This is a genomic window from Polynucleobacter sp. AP-Reno-20A-A9 (assembly GCF_018882085.1).
Lineage (GTDB): Bacteria > Pseudomonadota > Gammaproteobacteria > Burkholderiales > Burkholderiaceae > Polynucleobacter.
Genome location: NZ_JACVPB010000002.1, coordinates 291,953 through 310,963, shown reverse-complemented (window position 1 = coordinate 310,963; position 19,011 = coordinate 291,953). Strand labels below are relative to the sequence as shown.

Below are 19,011 nucleotides of genomic sequence, written 5' to 3'. Positions count from 1 at the left end.
AGAACTACACATGGAACCACAAACGCATCTACCGGATTTACCGCGAGCTTGAGCTCAACCTACGCATCAAACCCCGAAAACGTTTAGTGCGAGATAAACCCGATGCGTTGGTGGTACCGCTGAGCATTAACCAAGTCTGGTCGATGGACTTTATGCATGACCAGTTACAAGATGGCAGATCCATCCGCCTCTTTAACGTGATTGATGACTTTAATCGTGAAGCCTTAGGTATTGAAGTGGACTTCTCCTTGCCATCTGAGAGTGGTTCGCAGCTTAGATCAAATCATTGCTTGGCGAGGCAAACCGGCAGTGATACGAGCGGATAATGGCCCGGAACTTGTCAGTGGCAGACTGATGGAGTGGGCCGCAAAGCATCAAATCCACATACAACACATCCAACCAGGTAAACCACAACAAAATGCCTATGTAGAGCGCTTTAATCGCACCGTCAGATATGAGTGGTTATCTCAACATTATTGGGAAAGCATTAACGAAGTTCAAGAGTTTGCAACGCAATGGATGTATAAATACAATCATCAACGTCCAAACATGGCATTGGGCGGCATTACCCCGAAACAGCGACTGGCCATGGTTGCTTAATTAACTCTACTTCTAGGTTCGGTTAAATAAGGGGGGATTACCATTTCCACCCCCTTATTTTGGCCAGTCTAGTTCTTAAAGAGATTTACTAAGAACGCATCAATTTCACGAGTTGACTTTTGCGTGGCGTCATCATCTTTGCCCACATGTGGATTTAACTCAACACAAGCATCAGAGTATTTGAACTCTTGGTTGGTTTGGGTGTTAATCAGATTACCTGGTGTCTTTTCAACAATCCTACAAGACCTAACGGTCTGAGCATCCTTTGAAGCTACAGGCGGAATAGCCCCCAGCGGAGAATCAAAAGCATGCGGGCCAAAATCATACTCAAACATCTCTACATTTTGGTTGGCTGCTTTTAATTTACCTAGATACTCCCTACAGGCAGTTACGGGGTTGTAGTCGTCAGTAATGCCATGATGTAGTTGAATAGGTTTGCCAGTGGTTTTGGTATCGCTGATATAGCTTGTCACACAGTCAGCATAAAACGGGATGTGTGCGGCAAAAACGGTACCGCTCTTATTCCATATCTTATTAAAGCGTTCCACACTAGCAAATAGAGCCGCTTGTCCGCCTCTAGAAAAGCCCATCAGGACAAACTTATTGGAATCTAGGCGTGGATGCTTAGCCAAGATTTCCATTGCCTTGTAACTATCAAGAGCTAGGTTCAATCTACCTAGCAGAGCTTGATTGGGACCCACAACAGTGAGGCCTCTTCCTGTAAAGCCATCCATGCTGAAGGTAGCGTAGCCTTGCCCTAAGAAATGATTGGACCAATAGTCAATATTGGCCCCCATTCCACTTGAGCCATGTACTAAGAAGATGACGGGGATTTTTTGGCCAACAGGCTTAGGTGGAAAGCGGAGTATGCCGTTGACAGTTACTTCTTTGCCATTCGTGTCCCCTAGTAAAAACTGCTTATCGGAGATTGTTAGGCTTGGAATGGAATAGATTTCTGAGCGCGGTGAATAAACAATGTCAGTCCCAGCCTGTGAGCAGAAAGATGCAGTCGCCATAAGCGCTATAAGTAAGTACTTCATTTGATTGTGTCCCCAGTATTTTTTATTAATGTGTATTGCAAAAATAGTAGCAGAATTATGGCGAAGATCCGCAATAGAAAGTCGTTGAATGCTGGATCTAGTTTGATTTAGGCATTCTTTGCCTCAGTCGATTCCGCCCCGGGCTGCCAAGAAACACCAAAACCATCATCGGGGGGGGGGGGTTATTTTTGGGCGATAGGGTTATTGCCCATTTAAGCTTGGCGACTAAAAGAACAAACTGACTTTAGTTTTTATACTTATTTTTAGAGGCTGGGAGAAGAAGTGAGTGCTGACGATCCAAATCAATTGGTTGAGCTAAGCTACATCAGTAAAGCAACTCATGACATGGGCCTTTCAAGCCTAGTACATCTATTTGATGTTGCGCGTAAGTGGAATTTAGATCATGAGCTTACGGGCGCTCTGTTCTACGAGAATGGCCATTTTGCCCAGATTCTTGAGGGCAAGCGAAAAGATGTTTTATTCATTTGGGGAAAAATTCAAAAAGACTATCGCCATAAGATTCTGCACCGAATTGAGCTCGATGAGATTGACCAAAGATTGTTTCCCAATTGGGCTTTAAGGTTTTATGGGGGTGATCAAATTGCTAAGGATGTTCCGCATCTAGTTGGTCTGCTTGATGGTCTTCCAAGCCATGATGTTGAATTGTTGAGAATCATGCGCTCAGTAGCTAGCGGTAATCAAAATTAGGGTTAAACATCCTCCGCCCTGCACGGTAGGCATTGTTTAAAACGACAAATGTACAAATCGGGTATAGAATTTGCCCATGCTGCTTCGTAGTAAAACACTCGTACTATTGATATGCCTCTTCTTGATTGCATTTAAGGCGGCAGCTGGAAGTATTTTTATTCAGACTGCAATTGAGCGGGCAGAGCTTGCTGGCAGCTATAGCAATGCTTCAGTATCACAGCAAGCACACAACAGCTCTGAATCAGCCGACGATAAAGAGCAGGTTCACACCATGTATCTCATGAGCCATGTAACGGCAAATATTAGCGAGAATAGAGTTGCCGTTTTTCTTCCATCAATGACCGCGCATAAATTTGCTGTGGCAAATGAAGTTTTGTTTACACAAAACTTTCCAGACTCAGCATTTAAACCACCCAAAGCTATAGCCTAATTTTCTTAGGTGGGACATGCTTTAGCGGCATGTCTCTTTGCTATTTGGCTACTTAGGTGTGGCCATATTTGGGAAATCTCATCATGTATAAATTTGTAAAAATATTGCCATTGGCATTATTGGTTTTATTTGTTTCCGCCTGTAGTAGCGTTAAGTTGGATGACGCTAATGGCGTCGCTACTGTTAATGCTGGAGGCTCTTCTACTTACGACCCAATTGGTGATCCGAAGTCTAGTGTCTATGGCAAGCGTTCAATCTATTTTGAGTTTGATAGCTATACCGTAGACCCAAAATATGTTTCAACAATCTCTGCACATGCCTCTTACTTAAAAGCATTTCAAAAACAAAAAGCCTTTGTGATCATTCAAGGCAATACCGATGATCGCGGAACCGCTGAGTACAACTTAGCCTTAGGCCAAAAACGATCGGAAGCCGTTAAGAAAGCGTTGATTGCCCAAGGCGTCAGTGAATCTCAGTTAGAGGCGGTGAGCTTTGGAAAAGAAAAGCCAGTTAACCCAGCTCAGACAGAGGCGGCATTTAAAGAAAATCGCCGCGCCGATTTTGTCTATCAATAACTAATAGGCCATCAAATGAAAAACATATTTAAATTAAGTTTGATAGGAATTGCACTCCTCAGTGGGTGTGCGACAAACGTTGCTCCCAATAATCCAGTACAAGTTGCTAAGGCTCCATCATCAATGACGGCAAAGACTCCGGATCAGTCGGGGTCTGTAGCCAAGCGACTTAATGATTGCATTATGCGTAGCAATCAAAGTGCTGACGCGTTGTTAGTAGACGCCCAAATTATCGCTGTGACCAGAAATAATCCTCATGCAAATGCTCTATTTAGTTCTGCAGAAAAGTTGACTGATCAGCAGGCTAAGGCATTGACAAGCTATTTAGCTGAAGCAAATTCCTGTCGTCCCATTGCTTTGGAGGGCTTAGGTCCCGAAAAGACTTCGGTCTACGAGGATTTCTTTAAAAAAATTGATGGTGTATATGCCGATCTTATTGCCAGAAAGATCACCATTGGAGTGGCCAATCAAGAAAGGCAGTTGCTTATTCAAGATGCCCGCATGAAGAAATTGGCGCTTCAATCTAAAAAGAATTAGCGAGATAGATTTATGGCTAGATATAAATTTGTGTGCCGCTCTTGTAGGTTTGAATGCATTAGCGGTATTGGCAGAGAGGTTGGGCTTTACTCTTCTAGGGTGGCAATGGTTTGCAAATCTTGTGCAGCGATTGATGCTTATACGGTGGCTCATCCAGGGAGCATTAATACTGAAATTAGTATGCCGCCAGTTTGCACTAGTTGCCACTCAAGTAATCATCTGTCGGAGTGGGACGGTCTTACCTGCCCGCATTGCAATATGAGTATGAGAGCTTTGGGCAGTGACGTAGATGCTGAAAAGCCCTTTAAGTACTGGTAATCAAGGGTAAGTGCCAATACAGGGCCTGCTAATAGATGTTAGATTGAGGCCTTAAATTCTATGCCCAGATTGTTATTGGCTGGAGGAGACACTAAAACCACCTTCGGGTGGTTTTTTCATTTTGGGCATATCGTTAAAACGACATGCGGTGCCGTGGTAAGTCTATTAAATCAGCCTCAGCAAGCCAGAAGGGTAAAGAGCATAATAAAAGTACATTAAAAATAAGAGGCAACAAAATGCTAGATACGCTTATTTTGAGCAGAATTCAATTTGCTTCGAATATGACTTTTCATATTCTTTTCCCAACGATATCTATTGCTTTGGGGTGGGTGCTTTTTTATTTCAAAGTTAAATTTAATAAAACTGGTGACTCGGTGTGGAGTGATGCTTATCAATTCTGGGTCAAAATATTTGCCTTAACCTTTGCCCTGGGTGTTGTTAGCGGCATCACGATGAGCTTTCAGTTTGGAACCAACTGGCCTGGATATATGCAAACGGTAGGCAACATTGCAGGGCCTTTGCTTGGTTACGAAGTTTTATCGGCATTCTTCCTTGAGGCAACTTTCTTAGGAATTATGTTGTTTGGCTCTAAACGAGTTTCTCAAAGAGCCCATACTATCGCCACATTTTTGGTTGCTTTCGGCACATCACTTTCCGCATTTTGGATCATTGCCCTAGATTCTTGGATGCAAACCCCACAAGGGTTTGAGATGATCAATGGTCAAGCTCATGCGACCAATTGGATTGAGATTGTCTTTAATCCTTCGATGCCTTATCGCCTCTTGCACATGATGACAGCATCATTTTTGACAGTAACATTTTTAATTGCAGGCATTTCTTCCTATCGATATTTGAAGGGCATCAATCTTTCTGGTAATCGAGTGCTGATCAAGTTAGCAATGAGTGTGGCGATAGTATTGACTCCACTACAAATTGTGCTTGGCGATTCGCATGGCCTAAATACGCTCGAGTATCAGCCTGCAAAGGTGGCGGCAATGGAAGGAATTTGGGAGACAACAAAAGGCGCCCCTGCCGTTTTATTTGCCATACCCGATGAAAGCATCAAAGCCAATAAATACGAAATAGCTATTCCAAAGCTCGCGTCTTTATATTTGACACACTCATTTGCGGGTGAGGTGAAGGGCTTGGATGCCTTCCCTGGTGCAACTCCACCAGTCGCGCCCATTTTCTTTGCTTTTCGCATTATGGTCGGCATTGGTATGTTGATGCTCTTAACCGCATGCGTTGGGTTTTATCTGACAAGAAAACGAAAAGAACTGCCAGCCTGGCTCTTAAAGGCTCTCAGTGTGATGACTTTTTCTGGTTGGGTAGGTGTGGTTGCTGGCTGGTATGTCACCGAGATAGGCAGGCAGCCTTACCTGGTGAGTGGGGTACTAAAGACTGCTGATGCGGTTACTAAAGTGCCTACCAATATGGTTTTGGGCACGCTCGTGATGTACCTTGCGCTATATTTAGGACTGATTGTTTCTTATATCTGGGTTGTTTTTTATTTGGCAAGACAAACTCACCCCGTGCATGTTATTGATGGGCAAAAACCAGGCTTGAATAACGGCATTGCAGGAGCTTAAGAATGATTCCTAATTTATACGAACCCTCTGGCTGGTTACCCCTTTTCTTTTTAGTTGCCATGGGCATTGCAATGGTTGCTTACGTTGTTTTGGATGGATACGACTTGGGCGTTGGCATCTTATTGAATCAGGCAAGTGAATCAGAAAAGGACATCATGATTTCATCAATCGGTCCTTTTTGGGATGCTAATGAAACTTGGTTAGTGCTCGGAGTAGGAGTTCTCTTGATTGCCTTTCCAATGGCCCACGGAATTATTTTGACAGAACTTTATTTGCCTGTGGGCATCATGTTGGCTGGATTAATTTTACGAGGTGTATCTTTTGACTTTCGCGCAAAAGCACATATGAGTCAGAAGTCAGTCTGGAATTTTCTATTCTTTTTTGGCAGCTTCTTGGCCGCGGCATCTCAAGGGGTGATGGTTGGTAGAGAAGTGATTGGTTTTGACTCTGGATACTTGGGTTGGATATTTTCTTTCATCGTGGCGCTTTGCCTGCCTGCTGGATATGCCTTATTGGGAGCTAGCTGGCTGATTATGAAGACTTCTGGCGAGTTACAGCTAAAGGCAGTAGGCTGGGCAAGAAAGTGCCTCTTATTTACAGCCCTAGGTGTTGGGATCATTTCTGTAGCGACACCATTCTTTAGTTCAGAGATTGCGGCAAAGTGGTTTAACTTTCCCAATGTCTTTTTCTTGCTGCCGTTTCCGGTTCTGACCTTGGCTTGTTTTATATTTATCGATTTGAACTTGTTAAAAATGCAGAAGAATAAGCCCGCTCCTGTTTGGGTTCCTTTTGCGCTAAGTGTAGCCATCTTTGTCCTGGCGTTTTTAGGAATCGCTTACAGCATGTTCCCCTACATCGTTGTAGACAGAATGACTATTTGGGAGGCAGCTTCAGCTACGGAGTCATTGTGGGTGATTTTTTGGGGGGCTGTTGTTGTACTGCCAACCATCATTGGATACACCATTTATTCCTACAAAATCTTTTGGGGCAAAACCGAGCCACTGAGTTATTACTAAAGTAATAGTTTGGGCGCCCCCTAAAGGGGCGCTTCACCAACTGATAAATCAGTGTGGGCCGTAGAATGAAGCTTCAATGCCAATAAAGTTCATTCAGCTTTTAACTAGTGCTCAACGCTCACATAAGACTAATGTTCAGCTAGGTGCCTATATGGCATTTGTGGCGGGCGCGGTGAATGCGGGCGGGTTTCTGGCGATTGCTCGTTATACCTCTCATATGAGCGGCATTATTTCCGCGATTGGCGATGACCTAGCTCTCAATAATTTTATTTCTGTATTGGGCGGCATCTCACTTTTGCTCTCGTTTCTGTTTGGAGCAGCAACTACTGCCATTCTTGTTAACTGGGGGCATAGAAGAAAAATTCATAGTGAGTTTGCTTTGCCCTTATTGGTCGAGGCTATCCTGCTCTTAGTGTTTGGATTGGTGGGGGCCAACTTGAATATCTACCTGCCTTTAACTGTCCCAGCAATTGCCCTCCTTTTATGTTTTGTGATGGGTCTACAAAACGCCATAGTTACAAAAGCCTCTAGAGCAGAGATAAGAACCACGCATATGACGGGCGTAATTACTGATATAGGTATTGAGCTAGGCAAGCTGATCTATTGGAATAAGTCACAAGCAGCCAATGTGAGCGGTTATGTTATGGCTAACAGACAGAAACTCAAAACCCATCTATTTATTTTTGGAATGTTTTTGGTGGGCGGAATTATTGGAGCAGTAAGTTTTAAGAGGGTTGGCTATATTTCAGTAGTGCCCTTATCCCTCTCCCTCGTCATTATTGCCGGTTTACAGATTTATCAAGATATTAGGGTTGCAATGAAGAATCGATCATCTTGAACTTTTGGTTTGTTTCTATTCTGCGCTACCAAGAAATATCAGCAACACCTGAGGGTAGTTCAAAACTGTAAGGAATGTAGATTTGGCGATTGCTAGCTGTAAGTTGGAAAGCAGAAAAACTTCTCGTAAGGTTGGGCAGGACATTGCCTTAAACGCGGGCAATGAAATAAAGAAGTAATTGCCGGTGCTTAATGACATGACTCATATCGACCCTGTTTAGCCCTCAGACGATATAGGGCTAATACAAGAATTTCTAAAATTACCTAAGATGTTGGTATGAATAATTTCTTAGATCCAGCAATTCTCTTTTTTGTCTTTGGTGCTTTTGCTGGTGCCGTTAAATCCAATCTAGAAATACCTCAGCCTATTGCTAGATTTTTATCGCTCTATCTATTGATGGCTTTGGGTTTAAAGGGTGGCTTTGCTCTTCATAAATCAGGATTTACTCTTGAGATTGGTTTGGCACTTGGGTTGGCGATATTTTTGGCGATCATCATCCCTCTAATGGGGTATTTTGTTTTAAGAACCAAACTCAATAACTATGATGCAGCTGCTATTGCCGCTACTTATGGTTCAGTTAGCGCTGTTACGTTTATTACTGCGACACAAGCACTTGATCAATACGGCATTGCGTTTGGTGGACATATGGCAGCCGCAATGGCTTTGATGGAGTCGCCGGCAATCATTCTAGCAATCTTGTTGGCAAATAAGGCTAGGACATCGGCTACGAATTCAGCGCAGCCTACAAGCATGTCAAAGATCTTTCATGAATCATTTACTGATGGTGCGCAGCTACTCCTTTTGGGCTCGATGATAGTTGGCTTAGTCAGTGGCGATAGTGGGCAAAAAATAATGGCCCCATTTTCAATCGATTTGTTCAAGGGAATGCTCGCCTTCTTTTTGCTCGATATGGGTTTGATGGCGGCCAAGAACTTTGAGGGATTAAAGGGTAAGCCGCCCATTACTTTGCTTTATGCAATTGGCGCCCCTTTGGTTCATGCCTCTATCGCATTAGGACTTTGCAAGTTATTGGGTCTGCCTTTGGGTGATACCGTTTTATTGATGGTACTTGCCGCTAGCGCTTCTTATATTGCCGTGCCAGCAGTATTAAGGCACGCACTTCCAGAAGTAAACCCAGCTTTATATATGGGAATGTCATTAGGAATTACTTTTCCCTTCAATATCATTTTGGGAATCCCACTTTATGCCTATGTTGCGGGATTAACTTACTAGACGGAATCAACCCTCTGTTTCGGTTGACTCCGACTGGGTCGGTATTAGAATGAATCATAACCAGCAGGAGGTGAAGTGATGAGTTCTAAAAAATGGGTAGTTGGACTGCTATTGAGTATTTCTGTGATTTCCTTGGCATGCGCTGCTATCCCTGAGCCACCAAACCCTTTGGCCAATATCAATCTGAGTTTTGATCAGCGCTTTGAGCAGATGAAGGAAATAGACGCTGCATTGCTGAAGGCAACACCAGAAGAGCGAAAAGCATACTGGCATCAGAGGCGCGATCAAATGAAGGCCTTAAGCCCAGAGGATCGCAAGTTGCTTCAGGAGAGAATGAAGACTCAATGGCAATCCATTACTCCTGAACAAAAAGAAAAAATGAAAGCCGAGAAAAAAGCGTTCTTTGATGGATTAACACCAGAAGAGCAGGCAGAACTGAAGGCCCGAAGAGCCAAATGGGAAAATATGAGCCCTGAAGAAAAGCAAAAGTGGTTTAAGCAACCAAGCTAGGCTTGGTATTCTCGCCCCTACTTCAATGAGTGACTTTATTGGGTTTAGTCCGAAGGCTTTCAAATTTCTTGAGGAGCTTACCGATAACCAAACAAGGGTTTGGTTTTCTGAACATCGCTCAAAATATGAAGAGTTTGTGCGTGAACCCATGAAGCACTTTACAGACGCCTTGTCTGAGAGTCTCGCCAATAAAGATGTGCCGTTGTGGGGTGATCCCAAAAAATCTCTCTTTCGAATTAATCGAGATGCTCGGTTTTCAAAAGCAAAGCATCCTTACAACATGCATGCCAGCGGGCTCTTTACGAGAACTGGCGACAAGCACTCTCCGGGAGTTCTGTATTTTCGTTTAGACCCCCTGGGCAGTAGATGCGCCGCAGGTTATTTGCAGCCAGAAGCCCATAATCTAAAAAAACTCAGGCAGGGGATTTTGGATAATCCTAAGGCTTGGCTATCTCTTGAGAAGTCTTTAAAAAGAAAGGGCTATGAGCTGGATTATTCCAGCACATTAGCCCGCATTCCTAGAGGTTTTAATGATGTTCCGGTAGAGGTTGAGCGAGCTATCAAACTAAAAGGTTGGATTATTAGAAAGCAGTTGCCCAGATCAACGATTTGCTCAAAAGAATTAATAAAAGAAGTGACCAGTTTCGCTAAAGATATGCTCCCTCTACTCAGTTTTGGGTGGCATGCATTGGCTAAATTCTCTGAGTAAGTGTGAAGATGCGTTTCGACTCATAATGCATTTAAACGACAATAGAAATTCACACTAGAAGACAAAGACATATGTATAAGCTAATCGCTTTTGATGCCTATGGCACATTATTTGATGTGTATTCCATGGGGCAGTTGGCAGAAGAATTATTTCCAGGGCATGGACAGGCCTTTGCTTTAATGTGGCGTGATCGCCAAATTGAATACACCCGTTTGGTGACGATGAGCGATCCCAATCCTAGTGGTAGTAAGTACTATCTTCCATTTTGGGAATTGACGATTCGTTCTTTGAGGTATGTTTGTAAGCGCATGAATTTAAATCTCACGACAGACTATGAGAAACGACTGATGGACCAGTATGCCAAGCTCACTGGTTTTGAAGATAGCCTAAGTGTGCTGAAAACAATTAAACAAAAAGGAATCTCTACTGCGATTTTATCTAATGGCAGTAGAGAGATGTTGGCAACCGTAGTCGAGAGCAATGGCTTGAAGCCTTATCTAGATAAAGTTGTCACCATCGAGGATGTGCGCTTATTTAAAACAGCCCCACAGGCCTACGAGCTTCTATTAAATGCATTTCCTGTAAAGAATGAAGAAATTCTCTTTGTATCGAGTAATGCTTGGGATGCTCTAGCCGCAAAGTGGTATGGCTTTGATGTATTTTGGGTTAATCGTCTTGGCCACCCTTTTGAAGAGATTGGTGAAAAACCAAACTATGAAGGCGATGCTTTAAGCAAGGTATTAGAAGTTATCTAAGGAGATATGAATGTTATTAATCACATCAATCATTGCGGCCATCCTAGCGCTCATTTTTATCAAACTGTCTCTTGCCGTCATTGGCTTAAGAAGAAAAAATAAGGTTGGTCTAGGAAGTGGTGGTCACGAAGATCTTGAGAGAGCCATTCGCACCCAAGGCAACTTTGCCGAATACGTTCCCATTGGAATTATCCTAATTGCTTGTCTTGAGTTAAATGGCGCCCCTTGGTGGTTGGTTGCTGTTCCAGGTATTGCGCTCATTATTGGCCGCTTGATTCATGCAAAGGGCATGAATACCCCTCCACCAGATTTCAGCAAGCGTGTGCTTGGGATGAAGTTTACTTTTTTCACGCTCATTGCATTGGCTGTTCTGAACTTGGGGTGGTCTTTGTTCTATCTGGCTAATTAGGTCTGGAGATTCTTGGATTTAAGATAGTCTTTGTTTATAAAATCGTCTTTTGATTGAGGTATCGCAACATGAAAAAAACACTCCTAGCTTTAACTGTGACTTTATTTGCTCTGGTTTTGAGCGGTTGTCTTGCCAGCACTACATCTCCAGATGGAGTGAATTGTGATTTCAGCCAAGGCAAGCCTATGTGGGAAATGCCTTTAGATTGCCAGGGCGGGCGTTAATTCATTTTGAAAATTAATCAAGATTAATAGACTTGTCTGAGCTACTTCTTCAAGCCTTAGTGTTGGGCTCATTGGGCCTAGCTGCTGGGGTTTTAGGTGGTGTCATTGGTTTTGGCACCACGATCATATTGATGCCCGCTTTGGTCTATTTTTATGGGCCGATTCAGGCAATTCCTGTGATCGCTTTGGTTGCCACCGTAGCTAATCTCTCTCGCATTTTTCTATGGTGGAGCGTGATCCAATGGCGTGTATGTTTTGTCTATAGCCTAGCTGCAATACCATTCACAATATTGGGTGTGAATACTCTGGTGCAGCTTGATGAGCGATTAATAGAAATTACTCTAGGATTATTTTTAATCGCGTTAATTCCGATTCGTCGCTGGATGCGCAATCAAAATTTTTATCTAAAACTTTGGCAGATGGCTTTGGTTGGGGCTGCTATCGGCTATTTGACTGGCATTGTTGCAACAACGGGCGCCATTAATACCCCTTTCTTTTTGGCCTATGGCCTCACTAAGGGCGCGTTCCTCGGAACAGAGGCCGCGAGTACCTTATCTATTCTATTTACCAAGGGCATTACGTTTCATCAGCTAGGCTTTTTGAATGTAACCGCAATCATTCAGGGGCTTCTCATTGGAAGTTGTGTTTTGGTCGGCTCTATTTTTTCTAAGAAAATTGTTCTAGCATTACCGGAAAAGAAATTTTTACTGCTGATGGAGTTGGTGATGTTCATTTCAGGCCTGTCCATATTAGCCATGTCGTTCTAATAACATCGGTATAAATTACTAGCTTGATAAAGCTGCCTTCCGCAGGCAGTTTATTTTTTCTGCTTACTTAAAGCGATACGCAAGCGCCATAAAAATATTATCTTGGAATGAGCGATTCATGACTGGGCTATTATTAATTCCGCCACCCATCCATTTGCGTTTGCCATATACATTGATATACCAGTTATCCACCACTGGAATTTCTACCATGAGTCCCGCTAAAAGATTGTTTGTCGCGGGGGCGTTGTAAGCGGCATAACCAGTAGCGGTCGACTCTCCAGAGCTGATGCCATAGTAATAATTAGCATACTGGCTTGACTGTCGTTCCACGCCAATTTGAGGATAGACCACTATTTTTTTATAGGTTTCGATTTCTGCAAAGTATAAAAATTCATAGAGCGCCCCTTTTGATTTGCCGAAGTCATGATAGGCATTAACAAAAAATCCCCCAATAGGCGTCTCTTGAAAAGTTCCCAAGCCAAGAGGGATGGGATCACTTCGATTGATAGAGTTGCCATTGATTAGCGACTTTACTTTGTAGGTGTCTAAGTTAATTTTGCCGATGACTTCAAAATAGCCATAGCCCATCTTGAAAGTCTTAATACCTACCTCATCAATGCGAGCGAAAAAACGCTGATAGTCAAAAAAAGCATAGGGCAGCACTAAGGATTGAGTACCTTCGGTGCCGATATGTAAGTTGGAGGTATAAACGGCCGCACCGATATCACCAACGATACGGTCCGGTAGCGCATCCGGAATATCATCCAGCGCGTAGGCGGGAATGCAGATTGCGGCGGCCATTAAAAGAGCCGCTATGCGAAAAATCGATTTCATGTATGCATCATAAGCCCTAGTGGGCTACTAGAGATCTAGATTGTCTAGAGCCAAATCCTCTAGGTGGCTTGTATCCGCCCAGCTATTTACCGTCCAGGCAAGTCCATCATGACTGATCCAGTTGAGAGATGCGTTCGGTACGGTAACGACCTTTTCTGCATCCAAAGCTTGATTGCTCACAATTCTATACATCATATCTAATGCACCACCATGGCTTACCAACAAAATGGTTTTTCCTGGATGTTGTTTGCAGATTTCGACAAGCGCAGTTTGAATGCGCTCTGCAAATTGTTGAATGCTTTCGCCATCACGCAAGTTCTCTTCAATATTTCTGCTGAGATGAGATTTCCAAAGTTCTGGTTCGCGCATTGGGGCTTCATCAGTAGTGAGTCCCTGTAGTGCGCCTAGATGACGTTCTCTGAGTGCAGCATTCGGAATTGCAGGGGTTTCGAATAACTCTTCAATGGCCTGCGCAGTCTTGGCTGCGCGCTGAAGATCGCTGGTATATAAAACATCAAATTGAAGCTTAATGTTTTTGAGGGCGCGCGCCATTTGCTTTGCTTGAGCTAAGCCTCTGGCATTCAGTCCAATATCGGTGTGGCCTTGAAGGCGACGTGCGGCATTCCAGTCGGTTTCACCGTGGCGAACCAAACAAAATCGAGTAATAGTCATATGGCAATGATAAAGACGGAATTACTTTTTGAGAGTCCAGGCGCGTGGATTGTGTTCAAAGCCAATATGTTCGTAATATTCATTTGCCTTGGGCGCCGCTAACAGCACGATCATGCATTCAGGACCAAGACGTGTTTTAGTTTCCTCAATCAGCTGTTTGCCAATGCCGGAGCGTTGATATTTTTCATCAACGGCCAAATCCGCAAGATAGGCCACATAAGAAAAGTCAGTTAGTGAACGAGAAATGCCTACTAAAGCTTTGCCGTCCCATGCAGTAATGGTGAGGTTGGCATTCTTGAGCATGTCCTCAAATTTTGGAACGTTGTGAACGGGGCGTCGCTCACCAAGAGTGGAGCGCTTGTATAAATCGATGGCTTGCTCAGCGCTAATGCTGGCGTTGTCGCGGTATTCAATCATGCTATTCCTCATTCCCTATGAAGAGCTTATCACCCACAGCAAGGACCCCAGAATTTAAAATCTCGGCCCGAATTCCGCTGCGCCCCTCGAATGCCTCCATGAAGCTTGGCCTGCCGAGTAATTGGGCCGGTCTTTCGCAGGGGGTGCATAGTTCTGTGCCGAGTAGTTCAATGCTGCCGAGCTGAAATCGTTGGCCCACGAGGGCATTGAGTTCGGATGCTGTTATTCCTGCAAGCGCAATATTGCGGCGTGTTTCAGGCCCATCAAAAGTCGGTTCATCGCCAGCCGTTAACCAGTCATTTGCCGTTTCAATGCCAGATAAGGCAATGATGCTGATATGACGCACTTTAGCTGGCTTGACGGCCGAATAGGCGCCCGTGCCTAGTGCATAACGGTCTCCTTCAAGGCCAATACCAGCATTAGCTTTGGCAGTGCTGACAGATAGCATCTGCGCCCCAGCGGACGCTGCTAGATAGATGGCTTGTATATAGGCATTGAATTTCATTGGGAGCACTCACATATTACAGCCCACCCTCGTGGATTGTTAATACAATTAATACAACTTAAGGCAAAGGGTGATGGTGAATAAAGAAAGCAAAGGAATGCTGATAGGCTTTATTGGCATTCTGATTTTTAGCTTAACGCTACCGGTAAGCAAGATTGCTGTTTTAAGCTTTAACCCTTATTTCATTGCTTTTGGCAGGGCAACCTTGGCAGGGCTAGTTGCGCTAGCCTATCTTGCTTACAAAAAAGAGGGCACCCCCACCAAGGTGGATTTCGTGAAATTTGTTGTCATAGCACTAGGCGTCGTATTTGGGTTTCCCATCTTTACTACCGTTGCCATGACCCAGGGATCATCTTCACATGGGGCGGTGATTTTGGGGATGATGCCGCTTGCTACAACTGTTATTGGAGTACTGCGCTTTAAGGAGCGCCCTTCCTTGGGATTCTGGCTGGTATCTTTATTGGGTGCTGGTTTAGTTATTCTCTACGCTCTATTGAAAAGCTCCGGCAGCTTTACGTATATTGATGGCCTTTTAGTGCTTGGCGGAATTAGTGCCTGCATTGGTTATGTAGAGGGCGGTGAGCTCTCCAGAAATATGAATCCGCGCGCTGTCATTTCTTGGGCCCTGGTCATTTCCTTGCCGCTGAATATTGTGATGAGTTGGCTTACCTACAGCCCAGAATATATTCATGCGGGTAGCGTTGCATGGACTAGCTTTGTTTATCTGAGCTTATTCCCCATGTTCCTTGGCTTCTTCTTTTGGTATGAGGGTCTTGCAATTGGCGGTATTGCACGCGTCAGTCAAGTGCAGTTGATTCAGCCATTTTGTACTCTGGTAGCAGCAAGCGTTTTGTTGGGCGATTCGCTCACGTTGATGAATTTAATCTTTGCCATACTCGTTGTCTCTACTGTCATACTTGGAAAGAGAATGCTGGTAAAAAGAGCGTAGTTTTATTTGTAGTCATGAAATTAAAAAGCCCCGTTATATCGGGGCTTTTTAATTAAGCAACAACAACTTTTTGTTTGCTGAGTGCGCGCAAAATTTTGCTCTTCTCTTTGGGTTTGGTGCTTGATTCTAATAACTTAGTAAGTTGAGCAGTATTCAGGGGGCCTAAGCGCGCCTTTCCTGTTTTAGTGAGCATGGAATCGTTTTTTCTGGTTCTTTGATTTTGGCCTACAGCCATGGAGTTTTCCTAGAGTAATGGAATGATGAATCTCAAAGATTTTCTGAAGAGATTCCCCTGTCTAGGGCGCACAATAGTGATCACAGTCCAGAATAACAGTTAACAAGCCTAGAAGCTATGATGTAGCCATGATCAATCTACCCAACCTAGTTTTTGCCCTTGTTATGGGCCTCTTAATGTCTTTAAGTATTACGCTTGCCACGACATTTGTTCGTGTCGGCCTTGCAGAAAATTTCTTCTGGGTGTGGTTTGAAGTTTGGTCAGTAGCCTACCCAGTGGCTATTGTTTGTATTCTGATTTATAGGCCGTTTGCTAGCAAAATCACGACAAAGATTATGAATGTACTGGGCCTTAATAAGCCCTAGGTTAAAGATGAGGAATGATTAAATGAATGCATTGATGAAGTCTTCGGTTTTGACTATATGTTGCGCATTTATTTTGAGCGCATGCGCTGCGGTATATACCGATGCATCAGATTCTAACCATGTTACTTTTCTAAATAGTAGCGGTGAATCAATTGCGCAATTAACTCAGAAGGCCAGTGCCTACTGTGCGCAGTACGGCAAAGTTGCCTCATTTAGAAGTAGTGATACGCAGTTGGTTGCTGTCTTTGATTGCAAAGCGTCACGCTAATTTAGTGCAACAGCTTGGCGAATTAGCCCGCCAAATCGGATTGATAAATTAAGCCAGCATGCTCTCTGAGGGCATGGAATTGAATAGACTCCCAACGTTGTTGGGCAACATCCAGTTCTGATTTATGTGATGCCAAGAAAACAGAAGCGCCCACCACGTCTTCAGCCATGCGGTGGATATTTTCTTGAGTAAATTTTTTCAAGGCAACGGGATCGTCTGAGCTCACCCAACGAGCCAAGCTATAGCGGGCCGGCAAAAGACGTACTTCTGCACCATATTCAGTTTGGAGGCGGTGACTCACCACCTCAAATTGAAGTTGACCAAAGGCGCCAAGTAGCATGGTGCCGCCCGCCATTGGCCTAAAGACCTGAATGGCGCCCTCTTCACCCAATTGCATCAGTCCAGTACGCAATTGTTTGGAGCGCAAGGGATCAGCAGACTCAACCATGCGGAAAATTTCTGGCGCAAAGAAGGGTAGCCCAGTAAATTGCAATTGCTCACCTTCGGTTAAGGTGTCACCTAAGCGCAGCAAGCCATGATTTGGCAAACCAATGATGTCACCTGGAAAGGCCTCATCCAAAATATCGCGTCTTTGCGATAAGAAAGACAGCGCATTATTGGTTCGCACTTCTTTGCCGTTGCGACAAATTTTGAGTTTCATGCCGCGCTGAAAATGGCCAGAACAGATGCGTAAAAAAGCTACACGGTCACGATGTGCTGGATCCATGTTGGCCTGAATCTTAAACACGACTGCTGAGAATTTATTCTCAGCAGGGCTAACCTCGCGTTGTAAAGCTTTACGTGAGCCCGGCGACGGTGCGAGCTCTACTAATGTATTGAGAATCTCGCGCACGCCGAAGTTATTAATGGCCGAGCCAAAAAAGACGGGTGACTGGCGTCCAGCTAGAAAGGCCTCAAGATCAAATGCTGGCATTGCTTCTTTGATGAGCTCTACTTCAGTCAAGGCGTTTTCTAGGTCTGTGCCCAGGCGCTCTTTAAGGGCTGGGTCATTGATGTCAACCACTGCATGTGAGTCTTCAGTAACACGGTCTTCGCCTGCTTTAAACATGCGCATACGAGAATTGGCGATATCAATCACACCGGCAAATGATTTGCCCATACCAACCGGCCAAGTAAATGGCACCACTTCAATACCAAGCGCCGTTTCAATCTCATCCATCAATTCCATTGGAGGCTTAACCTCACGGTCCATCTTATTGATGAATGTCACGATAGGTGTATTACGTGCGCGGCAAACTTCAAGCAAGCGCAATGTTTGAGATTCAACACCATTAGCAGCATCAATCACCATGAGAGCGGAGTCAACCGCAGTCAACACGCGATAGGTGTCCTCTGAGAAGTCTTGGTGGCCTGGTGTATCTAATAAGTTAATGATGCAATCGCGATATTCCATTTGCATCACCGAGCTTGCTACAGAGATGCCGCGCTGCTTTTCAATTTCCATCCAGTCGGATGTTGCATGACGACTGGCTTTACGCGCTTTAACACTTCCCGCAATTTGAATGGCTCCTGCATAAAGCAATAACTTTTCTGTAAGCGTAGTTTTGCCCGCATCTGGGTGAGAGATGATCGCAAAGCTTCGACGTCTAAGTACTTCTGCGCCTGGAGTGCTGGAGGTAGGAGTTTCGATGGTAATTCTGCGTTGATTAATCTAAGTTCGGAGGCAATTATAAGCGTGCCAATGTGCTTCAGAACTGCTCATGAGCCCCTACGTAGCGCCATTGCCCTGGAGGCAGTGGTCCTAATGAGATGCGACCCATTCTGACGCGCTTGAGACCAATCACTTTGAGTCCCACCATCTCACACATCCGACGAATTTGGCGCTTACGCCCTTCGCGTAATACAAAGCGAAGCTGATCTTCATTCTGCCAGCTAACCTGTGCAGGTTTCAGTTCTACCCCATCAAGAGAGAGGCCATGTTTTAAGCGATCTAAATCTTCAAAAGAGAGGGCTCCCTCTACACGCACTAAGTATTCTTTTTCGATGGGGCTATTTTCACCAATCAATAATTTGGCAATGCGGCCATCTTGAGTCAGAACTAGCATGCCAGTAGAGTCAATATCCAGCCTACCTGCAGGTGCCAGCCCCTTTGTATTGAAACGAGGGCTTCTACCCTTGTCTAGTGGACTAGCAAAATAATTTTCAGGAGTAATTAAAGAAGCCGCTGGTTGGTATTCCTGTTCGTCGTCATAGTGAGAAATGTAGCCAACGGGTTTATTCAGAATGACGGTAATGCGAGAGGCTTGCTGTGCTTTGGCGCCAGATTGCAATTCAATTTTTTGATGACGATAGGCGCGTACGCCTAATTCATTCACCACTTCGCCATCGACTGTTACTAGACCTTGCTCAATATACGAATCTGCTTCACGGCGTGAGCAAAGACCCAGCTCAGAGAGCAATTTCGAGACGCGTACTTTTTCTTCCATACTTGCATTATCCGGTATTAGGGCTAACTCTTTGCCTAGAGTTAATATGGGAGTAGCTGAA

General features: G+C 44.3%; 26 protein-coding genes and 1 pseudogene. 18 read left to right on the top strand and 9 right to left on the bottom strand.

Annotated elements, in window-relative coordinates:
- Positions 1-600, top strand: a pseudogene (locus ICN39_RS03300) (IS3 family transposase); the annotation flags it as partial.
- Between the two features lie 68 nt (positions 601-668).
- Here the strand turns inward: ICN39_RS03300 and ICN39_RS03295 are convergent.
- A complete protein-coding gene (locus ICN39_RS03295) occupies positions 669-1,640 on the bottom strand; it encodes a dienelactone hydrolase family protein (RefSeq protein WP_216232666.1) in 972 nt (323 codons plus the stop codon).
- A 282-nt stretch (positions 1,641-1,922) separates the two neighbouring features.
- Here ICN39_RS03295 and ICN39_RS03290 point away from each other — a divergent pair, with 282 nt between their 5' ends.
- The 7 genes from ICN39_RS03290 to ICN39_RS03260 all read left to right on the top strand — a co-directional run bounded on the left by ICN39_RS03290 (position 1,923) and on the right by ICN39_RS03260 (position 7,651).
- Positions 1,923-2,348: a BLUF domain-containing protein gene (locus ICN39_RS03290; RefSeq protein ID WP_216232665.1), complete on the top strand. Its 426-nt coding sequence runs from the start codon at positions 1,923-1,925 to the stop codon at positions 2,346-2,348.
- Between the two features lie 76 nt (positions 2,349-2,424).
- Positions 2,425-2,778: a hypothetical protein gene (locus ICN39_RS03285; RefSeq protein ID WP_216232664.1), complete on the top strand. Its 354-nt coding sequence runs from the start codon at positions 2,425-2,427 to the stop codon at positions 2,776-2,778.
- A gap of 83 nt (positions 2,779-2,861) precedes the next feature.
- The gene (pal, locus tag ICN39_RS03280) at positions 2,862-3,353 is read left to right on the top strand and encodes a peptidoglycan-associated lipoprotein Pal (protein ID WP_216232663.1); all 492 of its coding nucleotides are present in this window, start codon (positions 2,862-2,864) and stop codon (positions 3,351-3,353) included.
- A 15-nt stretch (positions 3,354-3,368) separates the two neighbouring features.
- Complete coding sequence (locus ICN39_RS03275; RefSeq protein WP_216232662.1) at positions 3,369-3,890, top strand: hypothetical protein; 522 nt, start codon at positions 3,369-3,371, stop codon at positions 3,888-3,890.
- Between the two features lie 554 nt (positions 3,891-4,444).
- Positions 4,445-5,797 carry a cytochrome ubiquinol oxidase subunit I gene (locus ICN39_RS03270; protein ID WP_216232661.1) on the top strand — a complete coding sequence of 451 codons (1,353 nt, stop codon included), beginning with the start codon at positions 4,445-4,447 and terminating at the stop codon, positions 5,795-5,797.
- A gap of 2 nt (positions 5,798-5,799) precedes the next feature.
- Positions 5,800-6,813: a cytochrome d ubiquinol oxidase subunit II gene (gene cydB / locus ICN39_RS03265; RefSeq protein ID WP_216232660.1), complete on the top strand. Its 1,014-nt coding sequence runs from the start codon at positions 5,800-5,802 to the stop codon at positions 6,811-6,813.
- Positions 6,814-6,889: 76 nt separating this feature from the next.
- Positions 6,890-7,651: a YoaK family protein gene (locus ICN39_RS03260; RefSeq protein ID WP_216232659.1), complete on the top strand. Its 762-nt coding sequence runs from the start codon at positions 6,890-6,892 to the stop codon at positions 7,649-7,651.
- A 15-nt stretch (positions 7,652-7,666) separates the two neighbouring features.
- Here ICN39_RS03260 and ICN39_RS03255 read toward each other — a convergent pair whose 3' ends face one another.
- On the bottom strand, positions 7,667-7,849 hold the full coding sequence (locus tag ICN39_RS03255) for a hypothetical protein (protein ID WP_216232658.1): 183 nt from the start codon (positions 7,847-7,849) through the stop codon (positions 7,667-7,669).
- Positions 7,850-7,927: 78 nt separating this feature from the next.
- Here ICN39_RS03255 and ICN39_RS03250 point away from each other — a divergent pair, with 78 nt between their 5' ends.
- From ICN39_RS03250 to ICN39_RS03220, 7 genes are all read left to right on the top strand, one after another.
- The gene (locus ICN39_RS03250) at positions 7,928-8,884 is read left to right on the top strand and encodes a sodium-dependent bicarbonate transport family permease (protein WP_216232657.1); all 957 of its coding nucleotides are present in this window, start codon (positions 7,928-7,930) and stop codon (positions 8,882-8,884) included.
- A gap of 78 nt (positions 8,885-8,962) precedes the next feature.
- Complete coding sequence (locus ICN39_RS03245; RefSeq protein WP_216232656.1) at positions 8,963-9,394, top strand: DUF3106 domain-containing protein; 432 nt, start codon at positions 8,963-8,965, stop codon at positions 9,392-9,394.
- A gap of 25 nt (positions 9,395-9,419) precedes the next feature.
- On the top strand, positions 9,420-10,103 hold the full coding sequence (locus tag ICN39_RS03240; RefSeq protein ID WP_216232655.1) for a DUF2461 domain-containing protein: 684 nt from the start codon (positions 9,420-9,422) through the stop codon (positions 10,101-10,103).
- A 71-nt stretch (positions 10,104-10,174) separates the two neighbouring features.
- Positions 10,175-10,858 carry a haloacid dehalogenase type II gene (locus ICN39_RS03235; RefSeq protein ID WP_216232654.1) on the top strand — a complete coding sequence of 228 codons (684 nt, stop codon included), beginning with the start codon at positions 10,175-10,177 and terminating at the stop codon, positions 10,856-10,858.
- A gap of 10 nt (positions 10,859-10,868) precedes the next feature.
- Positions 10,869-11,267 (top strand): MAPEG family protein, encoded by a 399-nt coding sequence (locus ICN39_RS03230; RefSeq protein ID WP_216232653.1) that lies wholly within the window; start codon positions 10,869-10,871, stop codon positions 11,265-11,267.
- A gap of 68 nt (positions 11,268-11,335) precedes the next feature.
- Entirely contained in the window at positions 11,336-11,491 is a 156-nt protein-coding gene (locus ICN39_RS03225) for a hypothetical protein (RefSeq protein WP_216232652.1), read from the top strand.
- A gap of 32 nt (positions 11,492-11,523) precedes the next feature.
- Complete coding sequence (locus ICN39_RS03220) at positions 11,524-12,258, top strand: sulfite exporter TauE/SafE family protein (RefSeq protein ID WP_216232651.1); 735 nt, start codon at positions 11,524-11,526, stop codon at positions 12,256-12,258.
- A 63-nt stretch (positions 12,259-12,321) separates the two neighbouring features.
- On the opposite strand, the gene ICN39_RS03215 is transcribed toward ICN39_RS03220, so the two are convergent.
- From ICN39_RS03215 to ICN39_RS03200, 4 genes are read right to left on the bottom strand one after another with little or no spacing between them, the layout of a single operon-like run.
- The gene (locus ICN39_RS03215; protein ID WP_216232650.1) at positions 12,322-13,092 is read right to left on the bottom strand and encodes a MipA/OmpV family protein; all 771 of its coding nucleotides are present in this window, start codon (positions 13,090-13,092) and stop codon (positions 12,322-12,324) included.
- A 27-nt stretch (positions 13,093-13,119) separates the two neighbouring features.
- Positions 13,120-13,764 carry a histidine phosphatase family protein gene (locus tag ICN39_RS03210; RefSeq protein ID WP_216232649.1) on the bottom strand — a complete coding sequence of 215 codons (645 nt, stop codon included), beginning with the start codon at positions 13,762-13,764 and terminating at the stop codon, positions 13,120-13,122.
- Positions 13,765-13,785: 21 nt separating this feature from the next.
- Positions 13,786-14,181, bottom strand: a complete 396-nt coding sequence (locus tag ICN39_RS03205) for a GNAT family N-acetyltransferase (RefSeq protein ID WP_216232648.1) — start codon at positions 14,179-14,181, stop codon at positions 13,786-13,788.
- Position 14,182: 1 nt separating this feature from the next.
- Complete coding sequence (locus ICN39_RS03200) at positions 14,183-14,629, bottom strand: MOSC domain-containing protein (RefSeq protein ID WP_216232647.1); 447 nt, start codon at positions 14,627-14,629, stop codon at positions 14,183-14,185.
- Positions 14,630-14,759: 130 nt separating this feature from the next.
- Between ICN39_RS03200 and ICN39_RS03195 the strand changes: the two genes are divergently transcribed.
- The gene (locus ICN39_RS03195) at positions 14,760-15,635 is read left to right on the top strand and encodes a DMT family transporter (protein WP_255532266.1); all 876 of its coding nucleotides are present in this window, start codon (positions 14,760-14,762) and stop codon (positions 15,633-15,635) included.
- Between the two features lie 52 nt (positions 15,636-15,687).
- Here ICN39_RS03195 and ICN39_RS03190 read toward each other — a convergent pair whose 3' ends face one another.
- Positions 15,688-15,870 carry a hypothetical protein gene (locus ICN39_RS03190; protein WP_216232646.1) on the bottom strand — a complete coding sequence of 61 codons (183 nt, stop codon included), beginning with the start codon at positions 15,868-15,870 and terminating at the stop codon, positions 15,688-15,690.
- A gap of 128 nt (positions 15,871-15,998) precedes the next feature.
- On the opposite strand from ICN39_RS03190, the gene ICN39_RS03185 reads away from it, so the two are divergent.
- Complete coding sequence (locus ICN39_RS03185; RefSeq protein WP_216232645.1) at positions 15,999-16,235, top strand: DUF2798 domain-containing protein; 237 nt, start codon at positions 15,999-16,001, stop codon at positions 16,233-16,235.
- A gap of 22 nt (positions 16,236-16,257) precedes the next feature.
- Entirely contained in the window at positions 16,258-16,503 is a 246-nt protein-coding gene (locus ICN39_RS03180) for a hypothetical protein (protein ID WP_216232644.1), read from the top strand.
- Between the two features lie 22 nt (positions 16,504-16,525).
- On the opposite strand, the gene ICN39_RS03175 is transcribed toward ICN39_RS03180, so the two are convergent.
- Both ICN39_RS03175 and ICN39_RS03170 read right to left on the bottom strand, forming a co-directional pair.
- The gene (locus ICN39_RS03175) at positions 16,526-18,154 is read right to left on the bottom strand and encodes a peptide chain release factor 3 (RefSeq protein WP_216232685.1); all 1,629 of its coding nucleotides are present in this window, start codon (positions 18,152-18,154) and stop codon (positions 16,526-16,528) included.
- Between the two features lie 58 nt (positions 18,155-18,212).
- Positions 18,213-18,950 carry a pseudouridine synthase gene (locus ICN39_RS03170; protein ID WP_216232643.1) on the bottom strand — a complete coding sequence of 246 codons (738 nt, stop codon included), beginning with the start codon at positions 18,948-18,950 and terminating at the stop codon, positions 18,213-18,215.
- Positions 18,951-19,011 lie beyond the last annotated feature (61 nt).